At 40.1% G+C, this 22,106-nt stretch carries 16 protein-coding genes and 1 other annotated feature; of the genes, 7 read left to right on the forward strand and 9 right to left on the reverse strand.

Features of this window, described 5'->3' with window-relative positions; genetic code table 11:
• Positions 1-376: 376 nt before the first annotated feature.
• Complete coding sequence (locus BMX21_RS16085) at positions 377-1,666, reverse strand: ATP-binding protein (RefSeq protein WP_092045894.1); 1,290 nt, start codon at positions 1,664-1,666, stop codon at positions 377-379.
• Positions 1,667-2,008: 342 nt separating this feature from the next.
• Between BMX21_RS16085 and BMX21_RS16090 the strand changes: the two genes are divergently transcribed.
• The 4 genes from BMX21_RS16090 to BMX21_RS16110 all read left to right on the forward strand — a co-directional run bounded on the left by BMX21_RS16090 (position 2,009) and on the right by BMX21_RS16110 (position 6,004).
• Positions 2,009-3,151, forward strand: a complete 1,143-nt coding sequence (locus BMX21_RS16090; RefSeq protein ID WP_092045897.1) for a hypothetical protein — start codon at positions 2,009-2,011, stop codon at positions 3,149-3,151.
• Between the two features lie 496 nt (positions 3,152-3,647).
• Positions 3,648-4,073 carry a hypothetical protein gene (locus tag BMX21_RS19130; protein ID WP_143057273.1) on the forward strand — a complete coding sequence of 142 codons (426 nt, stop codon included), beginning with the start codon at positions 3,648-3,650 and terminating at the stop codon, positions 4,071-4,073.
• A gap of 487 nt (positions 4,074-4,560) precedes the next feature.
• Positions 4,561-5,769 carry a TFIIB-type zinc ribbon-containing protein gene (locus BMX21_RS16105; protein ID WP_092045903.1) on the forward strand — a complete coding sequence of 403 codons (1,209 nt, stop codon included), beginning with the start codon at positions 4,561-4,563 and terminating at the stop codon, positions 5,767-5,769.
• 7 nt (positions 5,770-5,776) lie between these two features.
• Entirely contained in the window at positions 5,777-6,004 is a 228-nt protein-coding gene (locus tag BMX21_RS16110) for a hypothetical protein (RefSeq protein ID WP_022753281.1), read from the forward strand.
• 161 nt (positions 6,005-6,165) lie between these two features.
• Here BMX21_RS16110 and arfA read toward each other — a convergent pair whose 3' ends face one another.
• The gene (gene arfA / locus BMX21_RS16115) at positions 6,166-7,674 is read right to left on the reverse strand and encodes an arabinosylfuranosidase ArfA (protein ID WP_092045905.1); all 1,509 of its coding nucleotides are present in this window, start codon (positions 7,672-7,674) and stop codon (positions 6,166-6,168) included.
• Between the two features lie 330 nt (positions 7,675-8,004).
• Here arfA and BMX21_RS16120 point away from each other — a divergent pair, with 330 nt between their 5' ends.
• Together BMX21_RS16120 and BMX21_RS16125 are read left to right on the forward strand one after the other, a co-directional pair.
• Complete coding sequence (locus BMX21_RS16120) at positions 8,005-9,504, forward strand: MBOAT family O-acyltransferase (protein WP_177174078.1); 1,500 nt, start codon at positions 8,005-8,007, stop codon at positions 9,502-9,504.
• A gap of 38 nt (positions 9,505-9,542) precedes the next feature.
• The gene (locus tag BMX21_RS16125; RefSeq protein WP_092045910.1) at positions 9,543-10,631 is read left to right on the forward strand and encodes a hypothetical protein; all 1,089 of its coding nucleotides are present in this window, start codon (positions 9,543-9,545) and stop codon (positions 10,629-10,631) included.
• Positions 10,632-10,900: 269 nt separating this feature from the next.
• Here the strand turns inward: BMX21_RS16125 and BMX21_RS16130 are convergent, their stop codons facing one another.
• From BMX21_RS16130 to trpD, 6 genes are all read right to left on the reverse strand, one after another.
• Positions 10,901-11,488, reverse strand: a complete 588-nt coding sequence (locus BMX21_RS16130; RefSeq protein ID WP_092045912.1) for a zinc ribbon domain-containing protein — start codon at positions 11,486-11,488, stop codon at positions 10,901-10,903.
• 190 nt (positions 11,489-11,678) lie between these two features.
• Entirely contained in the window at positions 11,679-12,470 is a 792-nt protein-coding gene (gene trpA / locus BMX21_RS16135; RefSeq protein ID WP_022756906.1) for a tryptophan synthase subunit alpha, read from the reverse strand.
• 17 nt (positions 12,471-12,487) lie between these two features.
• On the reverse strand, positions 12,488-13,675 hold the full coding sequence (trpB, locus tag BMX21_RS16140) for a tryptophan synthase subunit beta (RefSeq protein ID WP_092045914.1): 1,188 nt from the start codon (positions 13,673-13,675) through the stop codon (positions 12,488-12,490).
• A 372-nt stretch (positions 13,676-14,047) separates the two neighbouring features.
• Positions 14,048-14,728, reverse strand: coding sequence for a phosphoribosylanthranilate isomerase (locus BMX21_RS16145; RefSeq protein ID WP_177174079.1), 681 nt, complete (start codon positions 14,726-14,728; stop codon positions 14,048-14,050).
• A 198-nt stretch (positions 14,729-14,926) separates the two neighbouring features.
• The gene (gene trpC / locus BMX21_RS16150) at positions 14,927-15,814 is read right to left on the reverse strand and encodes an indole-3-glycerol phosphate synthase TrpC (RefSeq protein ID WP_092045918.1); all 888 of its coding nucleotides are present in this window, start codon (positions 15,812-15,814) and stop codon (positions 14,927-14,929) included.
• Between the two features lie 168 nt (positions 15,815-15,982).
• Positions 15,983-17,011 (reverse strand): anthranilate phosphoribosyltransferase, encoded by a 1,029-nt coding sequence (trpD, locus tag BMX21_RS16155; RefSeq protein WP_092045920.1) that lies wholly within the window; start codon positions 17,009-17,011, stop codon positions 15,983-15,985.
• A 157-nt stretch (positions 17,012-17,168) separates the two neighbouring features.
• Positions 17,169-17,486 (reverse strand) — a binding site (T-box leader).
• A gap of 363 nt (positions 17,487-17,849) precedes the next feature.
• Between trpD and BMX21_RS16160 the strand changes: the two genes are divergently transcribed.
• Positions 17,850-19,319, forward strand: coding sequence for a GGDEF domain-containing protein (locus BMX21_RS16160; protein ID WP_092045922.1), 1,470 nt, complete (start codon positions 17,850-17,852; stop codon positions 19,317-19,319).
• A gap of 79 nt (positions 19,320-19,398) precedes the next feature.
• Here BMX21_RS16160 and gyrA read toward each other — a convergent pair whose 3' ends face one another.
• Positions 19,399-22,098, reverse strand: a complete 2,700-nt coding sequence (gene gyrA / locus BMX21_RS16165) for a DNA gyrase subunit A (RefSeq protein WP_092045924.1) — start codon at positions 22,096-22,098, stop codon at positions 19,399-19,401.
• Positions 22,099-22,106: the final 8 nt, after the last annotated feature.

A 22,106-nucleotide genomic window follows, 5' to 3' on the forward strand; every position in this document is an offset into this window, starting at 1 on the left:
TGACTTCTCACAGTTCGTTGTTACTAGGCTAATGAAACCACTGTGAGACCTCCACGCTTAAGGCGCACGCTCTTTCTCTCCATATATCCGCCACATTTACTCTGCTACTACAAATGTGATAGTTATTAGACCTCGTTGTTCTTTGCCAACTTATCTCTCGTAGCCTAGCCTTATATGTGATTTCTGTCCGTCGGACCAGAGATTTGCTCACAGCTTCCTTCAGATTCCACCTCACGATGGACACCCTTGCTGTTCAGCTATACACTTCCCACTATCTGGGCGTGTTCGGGACTTTCACCCGTTAGAGCGCACCCATGGCGCGCAAACAAAGAAAAGACTCAAGCTTCGTAGAACCTTGAGCCTTAAACATTTTTGGTCACATATTGCTAACAGCGTATAAAGGAATGTTAACCAGCCAATCTTGTTCCTTGTAGTTTAGAAGAGATAAGCGGATGGAAATACTCGGATGGAACTTATCATAAAAAGCCTTCAGACTCTTAGAATGAATGTTGGTTTCGGCTTTCACTTCTATTGGTACGGCATCCATTCCTTTTTGAATGAGGAAATCCTGCTCAAAAGTTGCAGATGCTGTTCCGTAGTAATATGGAGTATAGGTGGTATCACTCATGATCTGCTGGAGAACATATTGTTCTGTAAGAGCACCTTTAAACTCCACAAATAACCTGTTTCCTTCAATTACAGAATGTAAATCCAATTCGCTCATTGCACCAAGCAATCCTATGTCAACGAAGAATAGCTTGAAGAAGGATAATTCTTTGTAGGCTGAGAGTGGAATGTGTGGTTCGTTAACTTTATGAACGCGATATACTAAGCCGCTATCAACTAACCATTGAATTGCTTTTTCAAATTCTGCACTACGGGCGCCTTTTTTGATTTGTCCAAAAAAGAATTTCTTATTTTCTTTTGCTAACTGCATAGGGATAGAATCCCATACCATATTTATTCTTGGAAGTTCGTTGGGAGAGATATGCTTGCCAAAATCTCCTTTATATTGAAGAACAATTTCTTTTTGTAGTTCTCGAGCAGCTATATAATCATTATTATTTATGAATTTACTAACAACTTCAGGCATTCCACCTACATAAAAATAATCTTTTAGATGATAGATGTATTTTTCTGAAAAGCTATCTATTAAGTCATAGTCTTTTGTTTCTAATGCATCAGCCAGTCCCTTTTCACCTACAGCATATAAGAATTCGCGGAAATTGAGAGGATATAGGTTGAGAGTCGTTACTTTGCCTACAGGATATGAGATTCCTTCATGTAGCGCTACACCTAATAAAGATCCGGCAACCATAATGTGGTATTCAGGCGCATCCTCGTAAAAGTATTTGAGAGATTCAAATGCTTTAGGGGCATTTTGGATTTCATCAAATATGATTAAAGTATCATCTGATGAAATAGTAAAGCCAACTTCAATATTAATAGCTGAAACGATTCGATTTATATCATAATCCTGTTCGAACACACGCTTCATTGCCTCATTGTTATAAAAAGAGATATAGGCAACTTTTTTATAATATAACCTTCCGAATTCTTTCATGAGCCAGGTTTTTCCTACCTGACGAGCTCCCATTATTACTAAAGGTTTACGATTATCATCGTTTTTCCACGCTTCTAGCTTTTTCATTGCAAAACGTTGCATTTATGCGACCTCCGAGGTGAATATTACATTTTTTAAGACCTGATTTTGGAACTTACATACATTTTTTAAGAGCTAAATGTATGTCATATATACATTTTTTAAGGTCAAATTACATCATAATAATACATTTTTTAATGGCAAAGTGCAACAAATTTCATCGCATAAATCATGCATTTGGTCAGATAAATAACCCTTAAATTGATAAAAGACGTACAATGATGAAGCTTTTAGGTAAAATCCAAAATGCTTAAAGCAATCAATTACGCAGCTTTGGATTTATCTCAGAGTTTATCTGCTAAGGAGAGAGGATAATAATATTTTTTATTGAAAGGAAGAGGAAAATTGAAAAGGGATTTTTGTAAATTATTAGCAGCAGCTATGGCAGCAACAACACTTATTTCCGGCTGTAATAGCGCACAGCTTGAACTTGATTCAGAAGACGAAGTTGCAGTAGAAGAATCCGATTTTGCTGATTCTGAAAATAAGAGCGACGAGGAGTCTGCAAACGAGAGTGAAGAATCATCAGAAGAAAAATCAGACGATGATGATTCCAAAGAGGATTCATCAACAGAAGATTCAAATGAGTATTTCTATGCGGATGTACAGGATGAATATGTATATGTTGTAGATGAGTTCTTATATGAAGATATTACAGAAGTTTCTGTAAAAGTTGAACTTTTGGAAAGCTATGATGGTGGTAATGTATATTCTCTGAATATCGATTATAACGACTGCCCAGGAAGATACTATTATGAGACCACAGACAGATTTTATCTCGGAACAATCTATGTTACAGCTGATAGGATCTACATGATCAAAGATAGTGAATCAGTACCATCCAAGGAAGAATTCGAAGATTCAGGAATAGAAATCTGCTCTGCGCTGGATTCTGAAATAGATAAGAATGGCGAAGTAGTATCAATTGAAAACGATGGAGATGTATGCACATGCTCTATGTACAATAGCCAGACTGAAAGCGGATTTTACGAATCATTTGAGTGGACTAAAGGCAAAGGACTTACTCATTACAGATCAGGATATGGAGCAGAAGGTGATCCAATAGAACTTGACCTTAATGATACCGATGCTGAAAGCGCTTCTGAAGACGAAGTAGAATCTGCAGATCAAACAGAGGCGGTAGCAAAAGAGTTTTTCGAAGATCTTATCGGAACTTACACTTATGACAACGGAAGCCAGGACGGAAAAGAAGGCGTCGTTGAGATCAAGAATATAGATGATAGATTGGTTATTGCAGATTATTTAGGCGGTAATACATCAAACTATCGCTATATGTTCAACACAAGCGAATGCGTCAAAGTAGAAGATAATATGGCATATGTTGAATATGCTCATTCTGCTCGTGAAGACGGAACTGCGGATTATTGGTACTATGTTTTTGAAAAGACTGAAACCGGAATAAATGTATATTTCAGTGAAGACTCATTTGAGGATGTAGAGCTTTTATATAATGCAAGGAGAAGATGAAACTAACTATTCTTATGATGAATTTGTAAGACTTATCCATTATTTTAGAGTCATTGTAAAGTAACCAAAAGAATATGCGTGCCTGTTAGAATAAAAGTTTTATATATTATTCGCACAACACCACCTTCAATCCCACTAACAAACAACAATGCGTGTCCTAGTGACAATAATTAAAGGGGATGTACTTATGAACCAGGAGTTTGAGGCAGCTATATATATTATCATTCATTTTATGATTTTATATTTTAGTTTGGCAGTGAATCTGTATTGTATTACACAGTATATTATAGGAAAAAAATTGGATGTAGAAAGGGAAAGCAATTTTATTGCTAAACTTATAAGCATTCCAATATTATATATATCCATAAGATATGGAGTATATAAATATGCATTTCTTTTCTTGTCATGTATACTAGAGCGTTATCAAAGCAAAAGGATTTTTATTATATGTAGTTTAGGAATTCTTTTTTTGGAATGCTTTTCCTATCTAGGTTTTATGAGTGATAATGAAAAAAAAATATATATTTTTAGGTTTGATTTGATAAAGCAAATACTAAAGATAATTCAAATGCTTTCTGTAATTGTTCTTGTAATACATTTGTTTTTAAAAGGCATAGGCATAATTGATATTGGAACTGTTGTTTGGCGTATTGAATTAATAATTAATCTATTCGTACTAATAAGCTTTGTGATTATATCATCATTTAACCTTACGGTATCTTCGGATAGAGAATACATGTGCGTTAATAACGGGTTAACTCAGGTCTTGCTCGTTATGGATGATTCTCATCAGCTCAAGTTTAAGAAGAACGAGGATGGTTCGTATTATGTTAGTAACGGAGAGGATGGAGCGGATACATTTGTTTTGAGTATAAATCAATTTGAGAAGCTGCAGAAATATATGGGTGGAGAATTGATTTAGTGAGGTAACAAGCTAAAAATGAAAAAGAAAAAGATAATTCTATTTGTTTTTATGAGCATTTTGCGAATCATAATGATTCTCTTTTTGGCGTATGTTTGTTGGAGTGGTGGGCGTTATTTCATAAGTATCGCTTTATTAATAACAACTATCATGGAACAGTTTTATATTATTACTAGGATTCGTTCTAGCAAAAAAAGCAGTTCTAAAGAGAAGTAGCATCCATACGCCCTAAATAAAGAAAAGACCGCCTCAATTGACGGTCTTTTCTTGCCTCAACTTCCAATGCTCTCAAATATGCATTTCATCCCCCAAAATCGGCTATCTATCAAGATATTATTACTTTCTGCGCCAATCGATATATCATGATATCTAGTGTAGTGCACTAGCTGTGGCTACACACTTCCTGATCCCGGAATCATTGATTTCGGATACTCACCATAACAATGGATGTCAATATTACTTTATACTACGAAAGATGAGGCTTATCATGATTCTATCTTGTAAGAACTGCGGTGCCAGAATAGTTTATAATCCGGGAACAGGTCGCTTGCAGTGTGAATATTGCGATAGCTCTTTTGACATAAGTGAATACAATATCAAGGATGACTATAAGGAAGAGGCTCCCGTACATGAAAGTAAGATCTACGGCGGAGATATCAATTCCGACAATATGGAATGCATGATATACAGATGCAGCGCCTGCGGTGCGGAGATTTCTGTTAACGGGGTAGAGGCGTCTACCTTCTGCGTATATTGCGGAAGCCCTAATGTCATATTCTCAAGAGTTGCAAGACTCAAAAAGCCGCAGAAGATCCTCCCCTTTTATCTTACCAAGCAGCACGCAGAGCATCTTATCCGTAAGAAGATAAATTCCGGATTTTTTATTCCTAATGAGATCAAGAATTTCCATACAGAGATGATCAGAGGTATATATATTCCTTACTATGTTACCAACGTAGCTTACAGAGACTCTGCTGTTGTAGAATCCGAAGTTGGATCCGGCAAAACCAGACATAAAACCTATTCTCTAAGAAGTGGTTACTGCATATTCGATCATATGACTACAGACGCTTCTACAAGACTAAGTGATAGTTTAAGTGTCAAGCTTGAACCCTACAACCTGACTGTTCTTAGAGATTTTAATATCAATTATCTAACAGGTTTTTATTCTGATATATCTGATGTTGCGCCCAAGGAAGCGTGCCGAACTGCTATTGACCGCTCAGAACATCTGTTTACTGATGCATTATTGGGATCCGTTAGAGGATCTGACAAGAAGATCATCAATCATAATCCTGAGTACCTTGTCAAGGATGAACCTATGAAGGTCATGCTTCCTGCCTGGTTTCTGACCTTTAGATACAATGACAAGCCCTATACAATACTTGTTAACGGCCAGACAGGCAAGGTTATCGGTGGTATTCCATGGGATCAAAAGCGCTTCTGGGCTGTATTTGCAATACTGGCTGTGATCATAAGCCTTATAGCGCTGCCTATAATAGGATCAATTCTGGATTATGAATCTGTGAGAAGCTCAAGTAGTAGTATAGATAAGATGATCATTTCAATGGTATTTACGATCATTGCAATATCAGTAACCGGAATTAAGAAGCTCAAAAAAGTGCTTAGTTCCATAAGACTTACGTCAGAAAAAGCTCTTACACGCTATGTTAGTAAGAGGCAAAACGGAGGTTGAAATTCACATGCTTATTATAAGTATCATACTTAGTATTGTTACAGGACTATGCCTATCAATATATATCACTTCTTATCTGCTGGACAGATCCAATAATCTGGGAGACTTTTCAGGTAATATCAATACTCTGTCTAATAGTGGTATCGTCTATACCAATCAGAAAAACCGTGTAAAGAAAAAAGCTCCTATTGATTATTATTATCCCGGTTGCCCCTTTAAGATAAACGGCAGATAGACATATTAAAATCCCCTGTAGCTTCTTGATAGTCGCTACAGGGGATGTTTCATCTGTACTTTATCTCATATCTATAACCAAATACTAAAAAGGAGATTTCTATGGTCCTAAGAATCCATGACATGTTATAGTCATGCGACTCTTATGACCTCTTCATATCCTTACTTAGCAAGTCTTATTACATTCCAGCTTCTTGCAGGAAGGAGGCTTGTAAGAGCTCCGTTGTCGAACTTAGTACCGTTGTAATTAACAGGAGCTACGTTGTCAGGATTCTCTTCTGTATTAACAGCCTTAAGATCATCATGAGTGAGCATGATGTGCTCTACAACCTTATAATCAGCGAACTGACGGAGGTCTGCAGACAGCTCGAAATCATTCTCAAGATCCTTATTAACTGCAAATATAGTAACAGTCTCGTTCTCTTCATCCTTAACAACTACGCTGTCGATATATGGTGCATCGCCGTGCTTGGACTCATATGTAGGAGTCTTAACAACTGATGTAAGAACTGTGCCTCTGCCGAACTGGCTTGCATGCATATATGGATAGAAGATTGTCTGCTTCCAAGCGCCTGTGTCAGATGTCATGATAGGTGCGATAACATTAACCAGCTGAGCCAGACATGCGATCTTAACTCTATCAGCGTGGCGCAGGAGAGTGATGAGCATGCTGCCTACAAGGAGAGCATCTTCGAAGTTGTAGATATCTTCAAGCTGATGAGGATGCTCGATCCACTTCTCAAGCTTCTTGTCCTGCTCGTTGGAGTGATACCATACATTCCACTCGTCAAAAGAGAGATTGATCTTCTTATTAGACTTCTTAACAGCCTTCACATAATCACATACAGATACAACTGCGCTGATGAACTTGTCCATATCAACTGATGATGCTAAAAAGTCAGGTGTGTTGTTCTCATGGTTGCCATAATATGTATGAAGTGAGAGATAGTCGATTGTATCATAGCTCTCTTCAAGAACTGTAGCTTCCCACTTACCAAATGTAGGCATGCCCATGTTAGAGCTTCCGCAAGCAACCAGTTCGATAGAAGGATCGATCCACTTCATGAGCTTACCTGCTTCATTAGCAATACGTCCATACTCATAAGCTGTCTTGTGACCCATCTGCCATGGACCATCCATCTCGTTACCAAGGCACCATAACTTGATGTTGAATGGATCCTTAGCACCATTTGCACGACGCATATCAGAATAGAGAGTATTCTTCTCGATATTGCAGTACTCGATTACGTTCTTGGCATCTTCGATTCCGCGTGTACCAAGGTTTATGGCATACATACACTCTGTCTGTGCCTTCTTGGTCCAGTTCATGAATTCGTGAAGGCCGAACTCATTGGTCTCGATAACGCCCCATGCAGGCTCGATGCGGTGAGGACGCTTATCTACAGGTCCTACGCTGTCTTCCCAGTGGAAATCTGATACGAAGTTACCGCCCGGATATCTTACGATCGGAACGCCGATCTCTTTGATAAGCTTTATAGTATCTTCGCGAAGTCCGTCCTTGTCTGCGAACTTGTTGCCCGGCTGATAGATTCCCTCATATACTGCACGTCCCAGGTGCTCGATAAAAGAACCATAGATTCTCTTGTCAACTTCGCCAACTTCTATGTTTCTATCCACATAGAGTGTCGCCTTTTTAACTTCTTTGCTCATTTAAACCTCCCGTTTAATATTATTAAGTTCAATGTCATTTTGTTTGCTGGTATTACGTCTGCATACGTATTGTAAGTATCCCTTATTATGGGAAAACACAATATCGGTTTTTATCATACGCAGTTTTAACATGATAATTTCTGCATTATTGCGACGTTGAGATTATTCTAAAATACTTTAGCTTATAAATATAGTCATTTTTTGCCTTATTTATCTCAAAAATAATCATTTTTAAACCGTTTATGTTTGTGATAGTATATATTCATGGTTTTTAATTCATTTGGGTTTATTTTCATATTTATGCCCCTGCTACTTGCAGGATATAACCTGTTGCTGCATTTTGGCTACAGGCGACTTGCCATACTCTTTATTACCGCAATGAGCGCCGTTTTATACGGTATGTTCAACTACAAGTACCTCGTGATAATCGGTATCTCCATGGCAGTCACATACCTTTTTTCCTATATCATAGAAAAAAAATCCGGCGACTCTTCTAAATCTATTAGTATAGAGAAAAAGTCCGGCGGCTCTTCTAAATCTATTAGTATAGAGAAAGAATCCGGCGGCTCTTCAAATTCTATTAGTATTAAGAAAAAAGTATCGCCACTTATCCCTGCCGTCGCCGTTATGTTCCACGTGGCAGTCCTTGGATACTTCAAGTACACAGGCTTTTTGGTAGATAATATCAATTCGATATTCAAAACAGATTATACCTTTACGGCATTCCTTTTGCCTGTTGGTATAAGCTTCTATACCTTCTCCCAGATTGCTTTTGTTATAGACAGATACAGAGGCGAGATACCGCATTATGACTTTTTAAGCTATGCTTTCTATATCCTCTATTTTCCCAAGATCATGCAGGGTCCTATCGCATTCCCTAAAGAGATCATCGATCAGACAAGGGATATAGAATCTCTTCGCTTTGATGCTGACAGGTTCGGACGTGGCATCATCCTTTTTATCATAGGTCTTGCCAAGAAGGTGCTGCTGGCTGATACCATCGCTCTTATCGTAACTTATACTTATAGTCAGGCTTATTATCTTGATACTCTGTGCGTCATCGTGGCAGGCATTGCTACTGCGCTCAATATCTATTTCGACTTCTCGGGCTACTGCGACATGGCTGATGGTGTATCTCAGATGCTGGGAATAACCCTTCCTCAGAACTTCAACTCACCATTTAAAGCATCTACTGTTCAGGAGCTGTGGCAGCGCTGGCACATGACTCTTAGCAGGTTCCTGACCAAATACATATACTTCCCTCTTGGTGGTAGCAGGAAGGGCGCGGCTCGTACTATTATCAATATCCTGATCATCTTCTTCATATCAGGATTATGGCACGGCGCAGGCTGGACCTACGTTGTATGGGGACTTGTCAACGGCATCCTTGTAATATTCGACCACTTCCATAAACGCAAGCTGCTGCCGGTTAAGATAAGACAAGTGCTGACTTTCCTTTTCTTCTCATTCAGCGTTATCATCTTCCAGGCAAGTGACCTTACTACAGCAGGAGTTATGATAGGGAAGCTTTCATTTTTCACTTATCCGGGATTTTTGTACAGGACTGCTGCCAACTTAACTCTCTCTGAGACCTACGTGCTTGAAGAAGCTGTGCAGCTTTTTGCCCCGAATATGCTTAATATCTACTACTTCATACTGATGATGATAGTCATCGCATTTTCCCTATTTCTCATGACAAGGCCAAACGCCAGAGAGATAGCAGCAAAGACTACCTTTAAGACATGGCAGATAGTAGCGCTTTCGGTACTTGCCTGCCTGTCCATACTATCGCTGTCCAACGTGCAGACCTTTGTATACTTTACGTTCTAACCTGTTACAGAATAAAGATTGAAATAAGAAAACCTTTTATGAATACACCTAAACAGTTTATTATCAAAATACTCGCAAGCATACTGGCGCTCCTTGTTATATGCGCCCTTGTCGTAGTCATATTCGACCCTTTCTATCACTACCACGGCCCCTTGCCCGGCATGACTCCCGTTCTTACTGAGAAGGAGTACCAGTGCGTAGGGACTCTTAGGAACTTCGAATATCAGGGTCTTATAGTGGGTTCTTCCGTTGCTGAGAACAATAACAACAGCTGGTACGAACAGGATTTTGGCTGCGATACTGTGCTTAAGGCTATAAGATCTTACGGCGCAACCGCAGATCTGTGCTATCTTCTGGACGTTGCCTTCGAAGAGCATAGCCCTGAGTATGTCTTCTATTCAATAGATACGACATCTCTCTCGGCATCCCCAGAGCCTACCTACGCAACTACAGGTTCGCCTCTATACCTTTATGACAAGAATCCATTCAATGACTATACATACCTTTGGAACAAGGATGTCCTTTTCAAAAAGGTTCCTTATATGATAGTTCAGTCTGTTTTTGCAGACTATGACGACAACCTCTCCTATAACTGGGAAGAGGGCAAGGTCTTCTCAGAAGCTGCCATGCTAAGCCACTATGCAAGACCATCAACCATCACTCCTATGAAAAAAGAAGATGAGTATGCAGATAATCTTGCAGCCAATATAAAGCTTCTGACTGATCAGGTAGAAAACCACCCTGATACAAACTTTAAGTTCTTTTTCCCTGCATACTCTATGTTGTTTTGGGATAGTGCTTATAGAGGAGGCGACTCTGATGCATACCTCTATAATGAGAAAACTGCCATAGAAGCTCTCTTAGAATATGACAATGTAGAGATTTATTACTTCAAGAACAACGAAGAGATAACTACCAATCTTGATAATTATATGGATACCCTCCACTTCACATCTGATATCAACCACTATATGGAGCAGCAGATGGCGGCAGGAGAGGACAGAGTTACTAAAGATAACGTGGATGAGATCTTCAAGTCCATGCATGATTATGTTGATAAAATAGAAAATGAGTACGTCAAGTACTACGAAGACAACGATATGTTCGTGTATGATGTAGCATTCTAAATAAAAAGAGATTTTTAGATATATTAGTGTATGACACAGCATTCTAAAAAGATAGGGATTTATCTTTGGAGTGAATAGAAGTTCGTAAATCAATATGTAGAAGTTCATGGACCACTTCTATATTTCAATCTAAACAAAGCCCAAAAATAATAGCCATGATGAATCTGATCATCATGGCTATATTCATCTACAAATATCTCATAAGGCAGGTATGCCTTACGTCATACTATATCTGTACGTCCTGTGCTATCACTTTATATTCAAAATGATTACAGTGTCTGTCCACAGTTCTGGCAGAACTTGTCGCCTTCGTTATAAGGTGTTCCGCACTGAGGGCACATGTGAACAGGTGCCTCTGCTGCTGGTGCTTCTGCTGCAGGTGCTGCTGCAGGTGCTTCCTGGTTAAGAGGTGTTCCGCAGAACTGGCAGAACTTATCTCCAGGTGTGTTCTCCTTGCCACAGCTTGGGCATGGATTTACAGGCTTAACTTCAGGTACAGGCATCTTGTTGCCGCAGTGAGGGCAGAAAGCTGTTCCCTTAGCTACTGCATTGCCACAGTTAGGGCAGATCTGCTCGTTACGAAGATCCTGAAGCTGCTTCTTAAGAGAAGCAATCTTCTCATCGATGCTGTCCATATCAGCGATTACTGCATCATAATCAGGTTCTGCAGAGTCAGGGTTCTTCTTGAAGTTGTATAACAGCTGACCGAGCTTCACGATATCAGCGTCCTTCTGAGCCTGTGCAGCCTTGATATCCTGATTGAGTTTATTGGTCTCCATAAGGTCATTGGCCTTCTGGTTAACTGTTGCTGCTCCCTTAGAAATGCTGTCCCCAAGTTTTTCAAAGAAATTTGCCATTGTTGTTCTTCCTCCTGAAATAATACTTTCAATGTTTTTGTTAAAGCTTTACGACTTAGCTACAGAAATTATAGCATATTGAAAAATTACTTGTGTGCTTTTTTTGACGAATTAACATTTTTAATTCGTGAATGACATCAAATTAAAAAATAGTAGTTTCCTTTAATTTGCTATCTGCCAGATTAAAAAATCAGTTCGCTTTCCTTACTCCGTCTTTAAGTTCTTTGACAAATTTGCTTACATAAGGTACACAGTCCTTGCCGTACTGGCCTACTATCTTGACAATAGCTGATCCTACTATAGCGCCGTCTGACTTTTCTGCCATCTCTCTGGCCTTCTCAGGATTAGATATTCCAAAGCCTACTGCTGCCGGGATATCAGATACTTCCCTTACTGCGCTTATCATATCTTCTATGTCGGATGAAAACTCTTCTCTGATACCTGTAACTCCCATAGATGATACAACATAGAGGAAGCCCTTGGCATCACCTGCGATCATCTTGATGCGCTCTTTGGAAGTAGGTGCGATCATTGAGATCATAGATATTCCATACTCATCAGCGACATCTTCGAATTCTTCTTTTTCCTCATAAGGGATATCCGGTACGATCACGCCCAGCATTCCGCTTTCCTTACACCTTTTCATGAACTTCTCTTTACCATAGGCAAAAATAGCATTGGCGTATGTAAGAAATACCATAGGAACCTTGATCCCGCCTTCTTCATACAACTCTTTTAACATATCAAAGAGCTTGTCTGTTGTAACGCCTGCGCTAAGAGCCCTCTCGTCAGCTTCCTGGATCACGGGACCTTCTGCTATGGGGTCTGAAAATGGTATACCTATCTCGATAAGGTCACTTCCTGCTTCCTGCATAGCTATTATGAGTTTTTTGGTAGTATCAAGGTCGGGGTCACCGCCTGTTATAAATGGTATAAATGCCTTGCCGTTTTTGAAGGCATCTGCAATCTTAATATCTGACATATCTATTAAGTCCTCCCTTAATCCTGAAGATTCTCGCCGCGGTAGCGGGCTATTGCTGCAACGTCTTTGTCTCCGCGCCCTGATAAGTTAATGACCATGATCTGATCCTTGCGCATCTTGGGAGCCAGCTTCATCGCATATGCAACTGCGTGTGAACTCTCTATTGCAGGGATTATACCCTCTGTCTTTGAGAGATATTCGAAGGCATTAACAGCCTCCTCATCTGTTACAGGTACATACTTAGCCCTTCCAATATCTGCAAGATATGCATGCTCAGGTCCTACGCCCGGATAGTCGAGACCCGCTGATATAGAATATACCGGTGCGATCTGTCCATCCTCATTCTGGCAAAAGAGTGACTTCATACCATGGAAGATTCCAAGCTTGCCGGTAGCCATTGTCGCAGCAGTCCTTGGCGTATCAGCTCCCTCACCTGCTGCCTCGCATCCTATAAGTTCAACTTCAGTATCGTCTATAAAGTCATAGAAAGCTCCTATAGCATTGGATCCTCCTCCTACGCAGGCAAGAACTGCATCGGGGAGTCTTCCCTCTTTTTCCAGCATCTGAGCTTTGATCTCTTTGGAGATAACTGCCTGAAAATCACGAACGATAGTAGGGAACGGATACGGTCCCATTACTGATCCAAGTACGTAGTGAGTATCTGATACTCTGGTACTCCATTCCTTCATAGCTGCATTGACAGCGTCCTTGAGTGTGCCTGTTCCTGACTCTACAGCATTGACCTTAGCTCCAAGTAGCTTCATCCTGTATACGTTAAGAGCCTGCCTCTCTGTATCCAGCTTGCCCATGAAGATCTCACATTCAAGACCCATGAGAGCAGCAACAGTAGCTGTTGCTACGCCGTGCTGACCTGCGCCTGTCTCTGCTATGACTCTAGTCTTGCCCATGCGCTTTGCAAGAAGGCACTGTCCCAGTACGTTATTGATCTTGTGGGCGCCTGTGTGGTTCAGGTCTTCTCGCTTAAGGTATATCTTGGCTCCTCCAAGGTCCTGTGTCATCTTCTTGGCTTCATACAGTAGTGATGGGCGACCTGCGTAATTATTAAGAAGATCAGTCAGCTCCTTGTTAAAATCCGGGTCGTCTTTATATCTGTTATAGGCATCTTCCAGTTCCTTGACTGCATTCATGAGAGTCTCCGGAATGTACTGGCCGCCAAATTGTCCAAACCTGCCTTTAGTTTCCATGTATGTTTGTTCCTTTCATTTATTGTACTTAATTGGTGATTCAAACTTCCCACTTGGACGATGCAGTATCTACAAAGGTCTTACAGGGGCGGTCAGTATATAGATCATTGCCATGCTGTTAATCGTTTTATAATTCATGGCATGATATCTGGCGATTCCCATTCTGGGGTCTGAAACTCGCTTCGCTCAGACATGCAGACCCCGGGCAGAATGGAAATCTCCATCTATCACGCTCATGAATTTAATAAAACGATTAAAAAGCATGGCAATGATCTATATACTGACCGCCCCTGTAAAACCTTTGTAGATACTGCACCATCCAAGTGGAAAGTTTGAATTAGTATTAATATTCTTATTTTCTTATCCTTTTACTCACACGAGTTGTGATTGTGGCCTGTATGGCTCTAGTATTCTTACCAGCTTCTCTACCTTTTTCCAGTCTTTGTGCCCGTCTGTTTCGATGGAAGAGGATACATCAACGGCATATGGCCTTGACTGTGCAAGAGCTGATGTTATGTTATCAGCTGATAGTCCGCCTGCAAGGAAGTAAGGCTTATTAAGTTTGGGGATCATGGATAGTTCGAAGCTTTTACCTGTTCCTCCCGGGAGGTTCTCCTGGAAGTTATCAAGTAACAGCATATCTACAGGAAGACTGTCAGCATCCTTGAATTCAGATCCGTCCTTAACTCTTATCGCTTTCATGATAGGAGCTCCAGGTCCAAACTCATCATAGTGCCTTTTCTTATCAGGCTTGGACTTGTCGATCCTGTCTCTAAGTTCTTGGATATATGTAGCATCTTCATGCCCGTGGAGCTGGATTATCTGGATTATGGCGCTGTTATAAAGTTCTACGATATGATCTATATCATCATCTACGAATACTCCAACTGTTGGAATTGAGATATCAAGAGTATTCCTTATATCCCCTGCCATCTGATCCGTAAGATGATGCCTTGTGTTTGCAAAAACAAGTCCGCAGTAATCCGGTTTGAATCCGTTCATTATTACGCAGTCTTCCTTAGTCATAAGACCGCAGATCTTTAACTTTACCATTTCCATTTCCTCTTTATAATTATTTGCTGTTCTTATCCAATAAAAACCATTTTATTTGTATCAAAAATATGATGTAGGTATTATTGGTTCTATTATCTTTGTTGTTTAAGTAATTTCTTAATCAAACTATCTTAATCAAATTTTCTTACTCGTATTTTTATATTATGATCATCTTTTTAAGATTCTCTTATCTGGATATTAGATACCCTTAAGCCTTTTTATCATGCCTCTTTTATCATCAGCTCTCATCATAGTCTCGCCTATAAGTACAGCATTTACTCCTGCATCTCTTAGCTTGAACATATCAGCCTCTGTCTTGATGCCGCTTTCTGCTACGAATATCTTGTCAGCAGGGACCATCTCTCTAAGTCTTATGCTGTTATTAAGATCTACAGAGAAGTCTTTCAGGTTCCTGTTATTGACACCGATGATCCTTGCATCTATGTTAAGAGCCCTTCTAACTTCCTCTTTGTCGTGCGCTTCAACTAGTACTGACAGTCCAAGTGATGTTGCAAGCTCGTGATACTCCTTAAGCCTCTTATCATCAAGGATTGCACATATAAGGAGTATCGCTGATGCCCCGTATACCTTGGCCTGATATATCATGTACTCATCTATGGTGAAATCTTTTCGAAGTAGGGGAGTAGTAACCCCTGCATTCTGTATATCTTTTAGATAATTTATATTACCTTTGAAATAGTCAGGTTCTGTTAGTACTGAGATGCAGTCTGCACCTATATTCTCATACTCCCTTGCAATATCTATATAAGGGAAGTTGTCTGCGATTATCCCCTTTGAAGGAGATGCTTTCTTGACTTCGCAGATAAAGTGTATTCCAGGGCCTTCAAGAGCTTTAGTGAATCTATAATCTGATGCTACAGATTTTGATGCTTTTACTTCTGGTGCTTCTGATTCTTTTAATTCCGTTTCGTTTGTTTTATCAGCTCTTGTTTTATCAGCTCTTGATTCATTTAGTTCCATGTTCCTTATATTAAGAGCCATCTCTTTCATCTTATCGAAAGGTATATCGTTTTTTTCTGTAATAAGGCGCTTTTTAGTAGCTACCACGAGATCATCAAGTATCATATATATCTCTTTTCCCTGATTTATTAATCACAGATTTACTTCTGTAATTACTATATTTCTTCCTGAGTTTATTACATTATTACTCGACCTTCCTACTTAAACAGTGCAATACCTTTGGTGATACTGCACCATCCAAGTAGGAAGGTTACGAGTATTTTTCAATCTGTATCAGGCGCTAAGTTCTGCATATTTGTTGGTTGCAGCTACGAATCTGTCAAGAGTCTCAATTGCCTTGCCGGAATCTATAGTCTCTTTTGCCTTAACAACTGCTTCTGCCATTGAGATTCCGTCTATTCCGAGGTAGATAGCAAGAGCTGCATTTAAGATTACGTCATTTCTCTTAGGTCCCTGTTCCTTGCCTGAGAGGATATCTCTTGTGATTTGGGCATTCTCCTGCGGTGTTCCTCCTATCAGGTCTTCAAGCTTGCAGAGCTTTAATCCGAAGACTTCAGGTGAGAGCTCATATGTGTGAAGATTACCTTCTCTTATCTCACATACTGTTGTAGGACCTGTAAGAGTAACTTCATCGATGCCGTCGCTTCCACACACTACGACGCCCCTTGTAACTCCAAGGTTAGACAGAACCTGCGCAAGAGGCTCTACGAGCTTTTGATCGTATACGCCCATAACCTGCATCTTGGCTGCTGCCGGATTGGTAAGAGGTCCCAGGATATTGAAGATAGTCCTTATTCCAAGCTCCTTACGAACAGGCGCTGCATATTTCATAGAAGAGTGGTACTTCTGAGCGAAGAGGAAGCATATTCCGGCTTCATCTAAAACCTTCATCATCTGATCAGGCTCAAGTGTTATCGTAGCTCCCAGCTGCTCCAGTACATCGGCAGCACCTGACTTGGAAGACACAGATCTGTTACCGTGCTTAGCTACAGGTACGCCTGCTGCCGCGATCACGAAAGCAGAAGTTGTAGATATATTAAAAGTTCCAACAAGATCTCCGCCTGTACCTACGATCTCCATTACATCTGTACTTGGCTGAACTCTGATACCCTTTTCTCTCATAACATTGGCACATGCTGTTATCTCAGTTACAGTCTCACCCTTCATACGAAGCCCTGTGATGAAAGCTGCAATCTGAGCCTGAGTTGCTGTTCCATCGAACATCTCGCTCATTGCCTCTTTAGCTGTCTGTGCGTCAAGATCCTTACCTGCTACTACCTGTGCGATTGCTTCTTTGATCATATTAGATCCTCCATTTTAGACTAAAATCCTTGAAGCATCGGTTTTCTTTAGTAGCTGCATGAGATGTATCTTTTCATGATATCTATATAAATATCCTTATATCATGCCCAAACGTCTCTTTTTATCTATTAAAAAAAGCCTCTGCCTCAGTTACTTTAACTGGGACAAAGGCTTTGAATTTACATTCACAGCTTCTGCGGTACCACCCATTTTGATCCGTGACCTTCCGGCCGCGCACCCACTCTTTCAAATACTTTGTATCCTCGTTGCATATCACTAAATCGCACTATGATCGCAACTAGACCAACATATCTGCCTGGCTGATAACGGTTCAGGTTCCCGTCAGCTCCTACTCGGTATCCCTTTCAGGCTGCCCTCACAGGTCCATTCGGTATTTCGTTACTACTGCCTCACACCAGCCGGCAGCTCTCTGATAATAACAGCCATACGTACTCGTCCTGTTCAACGGTTTTGCTCATGTTATGAGTAAGATGTCAAAAAGCGCCTTTCGACTCTTACGTCATGTTTTGAATTTGTTTTGCTTTAATGAATTAAAGTATAAGTGCAATAATAATAAAAGTCAATCAATTATACAATTTTATTCAAATTCATTAATTTCACTTCACGTTTTATTAATTTTATAATGTATTTATTGTTAAAGTCTAACTTTAATTAAACTGCTTGTATTTTTATAAAAATGAGTTTGCAAGATTGCTTTGGATACTCATACTTCGTTCAATCACACAAAGTATGAGTATCCATTATTTATTTTATTTTTTTACCGATATATATACGTACAAACATCTATTCATAATGCTCTTAAAAAAAGGAGTAGATCATGCTTAGAATAGGTCTATTAATAGCTGATTTAAAAAAAGAAGATATCTGTGACTTCTGCGTAGGTGCCATCCGCGCCGCAGAAAAAGAAGAAATCCTCCTCACCATCATGCCTGGCGGAAGTTTTCTGTCAGATGAGCAAAAAGAAAAAAATGACAATTATGATTATCAGCAGACAGTTATCTTTGACTATGTCAGCGAAGATAACTTTGACGGACTACTCATAGATTTAGATAGTATTGGCGCAAATATCACTGACTATGCCAAGGACGTATTTCTTGGAAACTTCATATCCCAGAAGATCCCATTTCTTCTTTTATCAGAATTTAACGGCAATAAGACCATCAACAATCCCTGGATGAAACACGATAGAAATCAAGGATATCAGGCCATCCTTGATATAGAGAATTATGTCACGGCAGGTGAACTTCCTGTTTCTTCAAATGATCACAATGTTCCTGCTATAGAGATCTCGGAAGCAGAGTCTATGAAACAGCTGTCTATCATAGCTGAAAAGCTTCTTCGCAGACTTCCGGACAGTACTCCTGTTTATTCTAATATTATGGAACTCCTTTCGCTTGGAGGTATCAAAGATGCATTTATTCTTGTGTATGGAGATGGTATACCCAATACTATTAAAGAGCCTTGGATCATGCCAGAGAAGATCCTAGTCAAAGGACTTCTTCATGATGGTAAGAATGTCGATCTGCCAAGTGGAACTATTGTCGATACCATGAACCTTCTTGACGAGTCCACAGAAGAAGCCGTGAACCCGGGCGGATGGATTGCCAGAACACTGTATTTCCATGAGAATCAAAATGGTGTTATGGCTATTAAGATCAATAGTAATTTCATGGTTCCTAATTTCGAGAACATTATGTTCGAGATCATTCACTCTGCCATTAACAGCGCCTTTAGAGATATCATCTTCCAGAATATGGCAGAAGAGATAGTATCCCTTCAGGTAGAAGTCGAAAGGGGCGATTCTATTCTCGACCGCCTTGGCGAAAAAGACTATATGACAGGAGAGTACAACAGACGTGGTTTCTTCACTCATGCATACGATTATATGAGAAGGGATTATGTAGAGGGAACCTATGCAATCATCTCTTATGTTGATCTTGATACTCTAAGAAGTATCAATGAACTCTACGGCAGGCAGGAAGGCAATCTTGCAATAAAAAGAACAGCTGTTGTCCTTCATAACGTATTTGGTGAACAAGCCCTTGTTGGAAGACTTAGGGGCAATGAATTTGCTGTACTTCTTATAACTAATAGAAAAGATAAGCTCGAGTACTTAAGAGCTTCTATGCAACAGCAAAATGCAAGGCTCATGGCAGAGCAAGATAAGCCTTACAGTATCCATCTTATGTTCGTTATCAATCAGTTCGAGTATAGCAGCTCTATACGATTTGAAGACATGCTCAAAGAGACTGATATAAACCTTAAGAATATGAAGAACATGATGTAATCACATATAAACTTTCCGAATTTAAAAAACAGAGAGATAAACTTATCAGTTATCTCTCTGTTTTAGTATTATGATCTATTTAGAAGTTATCGTCTGAATCTTCTTCAGATTCGTCGCTGTACTCCTCATCTGATTTCTCTTCGATATTATCCTCATCTTCGATCATATCTTCTTCATCAAAGTCATCCTCAGATGATACTACATCTTCTTCGCCTGTATCTTCCATGGCATCGTCCATATTTTCATACTCAACGTTTCCATCTGATACTTTCTCACGAACCTTGGCGATACTTACAACACTTGCACCATCATCAAGCTTTATAAGCCTTACACCAGATGTGATACGGCTGTATATAGATACATCGCTCATTCTAAGCTGGATGATAGTACCCTGATCAGTGATCATCATGACTTCATGCTCATCGTTAACAGCCTTGACACCTACAAGACGACCTGTCTTTTCTATGATCCTGTAGCACTTAAGTCCTTTACCGCCTCTGTACTGAGTCTTGAACTCTTCAAGCTTAGTACGCTTACCGTATCCTTTCTCTGATACTACAAGAAGAGAAGAACCCTGAGTATCTATCTGCATTCCGATGATCTCATCATCATCGTCCAGCATCATACCACGTACACCCATCGCATCACGGCCCATGGCACGAACATCTGTCTCTTTAAAGCGTATGCACATTCCGTTCTTTGTTACAAGGAAGATATCTGAGCTGTTTCTGGTAGTCTTAACTTCAATAAGCTCATCATCCTCTTCAAGGTTTATGCATCTAAGTCCGTTCTTACGGATATTAGCAAAATCCTTGATAGGAGTCTTCTTGACTGTTCCTTTCTTAGTAACCATGAACAGGTGCTTGTCTTCTTCTTCGAAGCTTCCAACAGGGATGATAGCTGTTATCTTCTCATCAGGTCCCAACTGCAGGAGATTGACAATAGCTGTTCCTCTGGATGTTCTGGATGCTTCCGGAATCTTATAGGTCTTCATAGTATACACACGACCTGTTGATGTGAAGAACATCACATTGTTGTGTGTTGTAGTCATGAGAAGATCTGTTACATAATCTCCGTCAATAGTACTGATACCCTTGATTCCGTGACCGCCTCTGTTCTGAGCTTTGAAGTTATCAATAGCCATTCTCTTGATATAACCAAGAGATGTAAGAGCGATTACTGTATTTACATTCGGGATGAGGTCTTCATCTTCGAATTCAGCCTCATCATGTCCGATCTGTGTCTTTCTGTCATCGCCGTATTTATCAGCAATCTCTGTGATCTCTTTTTTGATAACACCAAGAAGGAGATTGTGATCAGCAAGGATAGCCTTAAGTTCAGCGATCTTCTTAAGGAGTTCTTCGTGCTCAGCCTGAAGCTTGTCTCTTTCCAAACCTGTGAGAGTACGAAGTCTCATATCTACGATAGCCTGAGACTGTGCTTCTGAGAGTCCGAAACGAGCCATTAACTGCTCTTTGGCGATCTGAACTGTTTCACTTCCTCTGATGATCCTTATTACTTCATCGATATTATCAAGTGCTATAAGCAGACCCTGTAAGATATGATCTCTTTCTTCTGCCTTACCAAGATCATATTTGGTTCTTCTTGTTACTACATCTTCCTGATGGAGGATATAATATCTGAGCATCTTATCAAGTGATAAGATTTTGGGCTCATTATTAACAAGAGCCAGCATGATAACACCAAAAGATGTCTGAAGATCTGTATGTTTATAGAGCTTATTGAGCATAACCTGTGCATTAACATCATGGCGAAGCTCTATCACAACGCGCATACCTTCTTTATCGGACTCATCACGAAGAGCTGTTATACCATCGATCTTCTTGTTCTTAACCAGGTCAGCTATTCTTTCGATAAGCTTTGCTTTATTTACAAGGTATGGAAGCTCTGTTACGACGATCCTGTTCTTGCCGCCGTTCATAGGCTCTATATCTGTAACAGCTCTGCAGATAACCTTGCCTCGTCCTGTTCTGTAAGCTTCCTCAGCGCCTCTTGTTCCGAGGATTATACCACCTGTAGGATAGTCAGGTGCCTTGATGATAGGAAGCAGCTCATCTATCTCTGTCTCTCTGTCTTCATTGACCTTATTATCGATCATAAGATTTATAGCTCTTACAACCTCTCTAAGGTTATGAGGCGGGATATTAGTAGCCATACCTACAGCGATACCTGTTGTTCCGTTTACAAGAAGGTTAGGTATTCTGCTGGGAAGTACAGCAGGCTCTTTCTCTGTTTCATCAAAGTTAGGAACGAAGTCTACTGTATCTTTATTGATATCAGCTACCATCTCCATGGAGATCTTGGTAAGTCTTGCCTCTGTGTATCGCATGGCAGCCGGTCCGTCGCCATCGACTGAACCGAAGTTACCGTGTCCGTCTACGAGACAGTATCTCATATTCCAGGGCTGGGCCAGATATACCAGCGCTCCGTATATGGATGAATCGCCGTGAGGGTGGAATTTACCCATTGTATCACCGACGATACGGGCACACTTACGGTGCGGCTTGTCAGGTCCGTTATTGAGTTCGACCATGGAGTATAGCACACGCCTTTGAACAGGCTTAAGTCCGTCTCTTACGTCAGGAAGTGCTCTTGATGCTATAACAGACATCGCATAATCTATATAGGATGTCTCCATTGTCTTCTTTAAATCTACTTCCGTTATATCTGTCGTATTGGTCGCTTCTGTCTGATCAAAGACATCATCTGGAAGATCATTTCCGGCGTTTATTCCGTTCTGATTTTCATTGTCAGCCATTCTTTTTT

It is taken from the genome of Butyrivibrio sp. TB (assembly GCF_900110805.1).
In the GTDB taxonomy this organism is placed as follows: domain Bacteria; phylum Bacillota; class Clostridia; order Lachnospirales; family Lachnospiraceae; genus Butyrivibrio; species Butyrivibrio fibrisolvens_C.

What these genes read in the sequence shown, in the direction of transcription:
- BMX21_RS16085 (WP_092045894.1), bottom strand. Translation starts at nt 1,666, where the DNA reads ATGCAACGTTTTGCAATGAAAAAGCTAGAAGCGTGGAAAAACGATGAT.
- BMX21_RS19130 (WP_143057273.1), top strand. Translation starts at nt 3,648, where the DNA reads ATGAGTGATAATGAAAAAAAAATATATATTTTTAGGTTTGATTTGATA.
- BMX21_RS16105 (WP_092045903.1), top strand. Translation starts at nt 4,561, where the DNA reads ATGATTCTATCTTGTAAGAACTGCGGTGCCAGAATAGTTTATAATCCG.
- BMX21_RS16110 (WP_022753281.1), top strand. Translation starts at nt 5,777, where the DNA reads ATGCTTATTATAAGTATCATACTTAGTATTGTTACAGGACTATGCCTA.
- arfA (WP_092045905.1), bottom strand. Translation starts at nt 7,674, where the DNA reads ATGAGCAAAGAAGTTAAAAAGGCGACACTCTATGTGGATAGAAACATA.
- BMX21_RS16125 (WP_092045910.1), top strand. Translation starts at nt 9,543, where the DNA reads ATGAATACACCTAAACAGTTTATTATCAAAATACTCGCAAGCATACTG.
- BMX21_RS16130 (WP_092045912.1), bottom strand. Translation starts at nt 11,488, where the DNA reads ATGGCAAATTTCTTTGAAAAACTTGGGGACAGCATTTCTAAGGGAGCA.
- trpA (WP_022756906.1), bottom strand. Translation starts at nt 12,470, where the DNA reads ATGTCAGATATTAAGATTGCAGATGCCTTCAAAAACGGCAAGGCATTT.
- trpB (WP_092045914.1), bottom strand. Translation starts at nt 13,675, where the DNA reads ATGGAAACTAAAGGCAGGTTTGGACAATTTGGCGGCCAGTACATTCCG.
- BMX21_RS16145 (WP_177174079.1), bottom strand. Translation starts at nt 14,728, where the DNA reads ATGGTAAAGTTAAAGATCTGCGGTCTTATGACTAAGGAAGACTGCGTA.
- trpC (WP_092045918.1), bottom strand. Translation starts at nt 15,814, where the DNA reads ATGATACTTGATGATCTCGTGGTAGCTACTAAAAAGCGCCTTATTACA.
- trpD (WP_092045920.1), bottom strand. Translation starts at nt 17,011, where the DNA reads ATGATCAAAGAAGCAATCGCACAGGTAGTAGCAGGTAAGGATCTTGAC.
- BMX21_RS16160 (WP_092045922.1), top strand. Translation starts at nt 17,850, where the DNA reads ATGCTTAGAATAGGTCTATTAATAGCTGATTTAAAAAAAGAAGATATC.
- gyrA (WP_092045924.1), bottom strand. Translation starts at nt 22,098, where the DNA reads ATGGCTGACAATGAAAATCAGAACGGAATAAACGCCGGAAATGATCTT.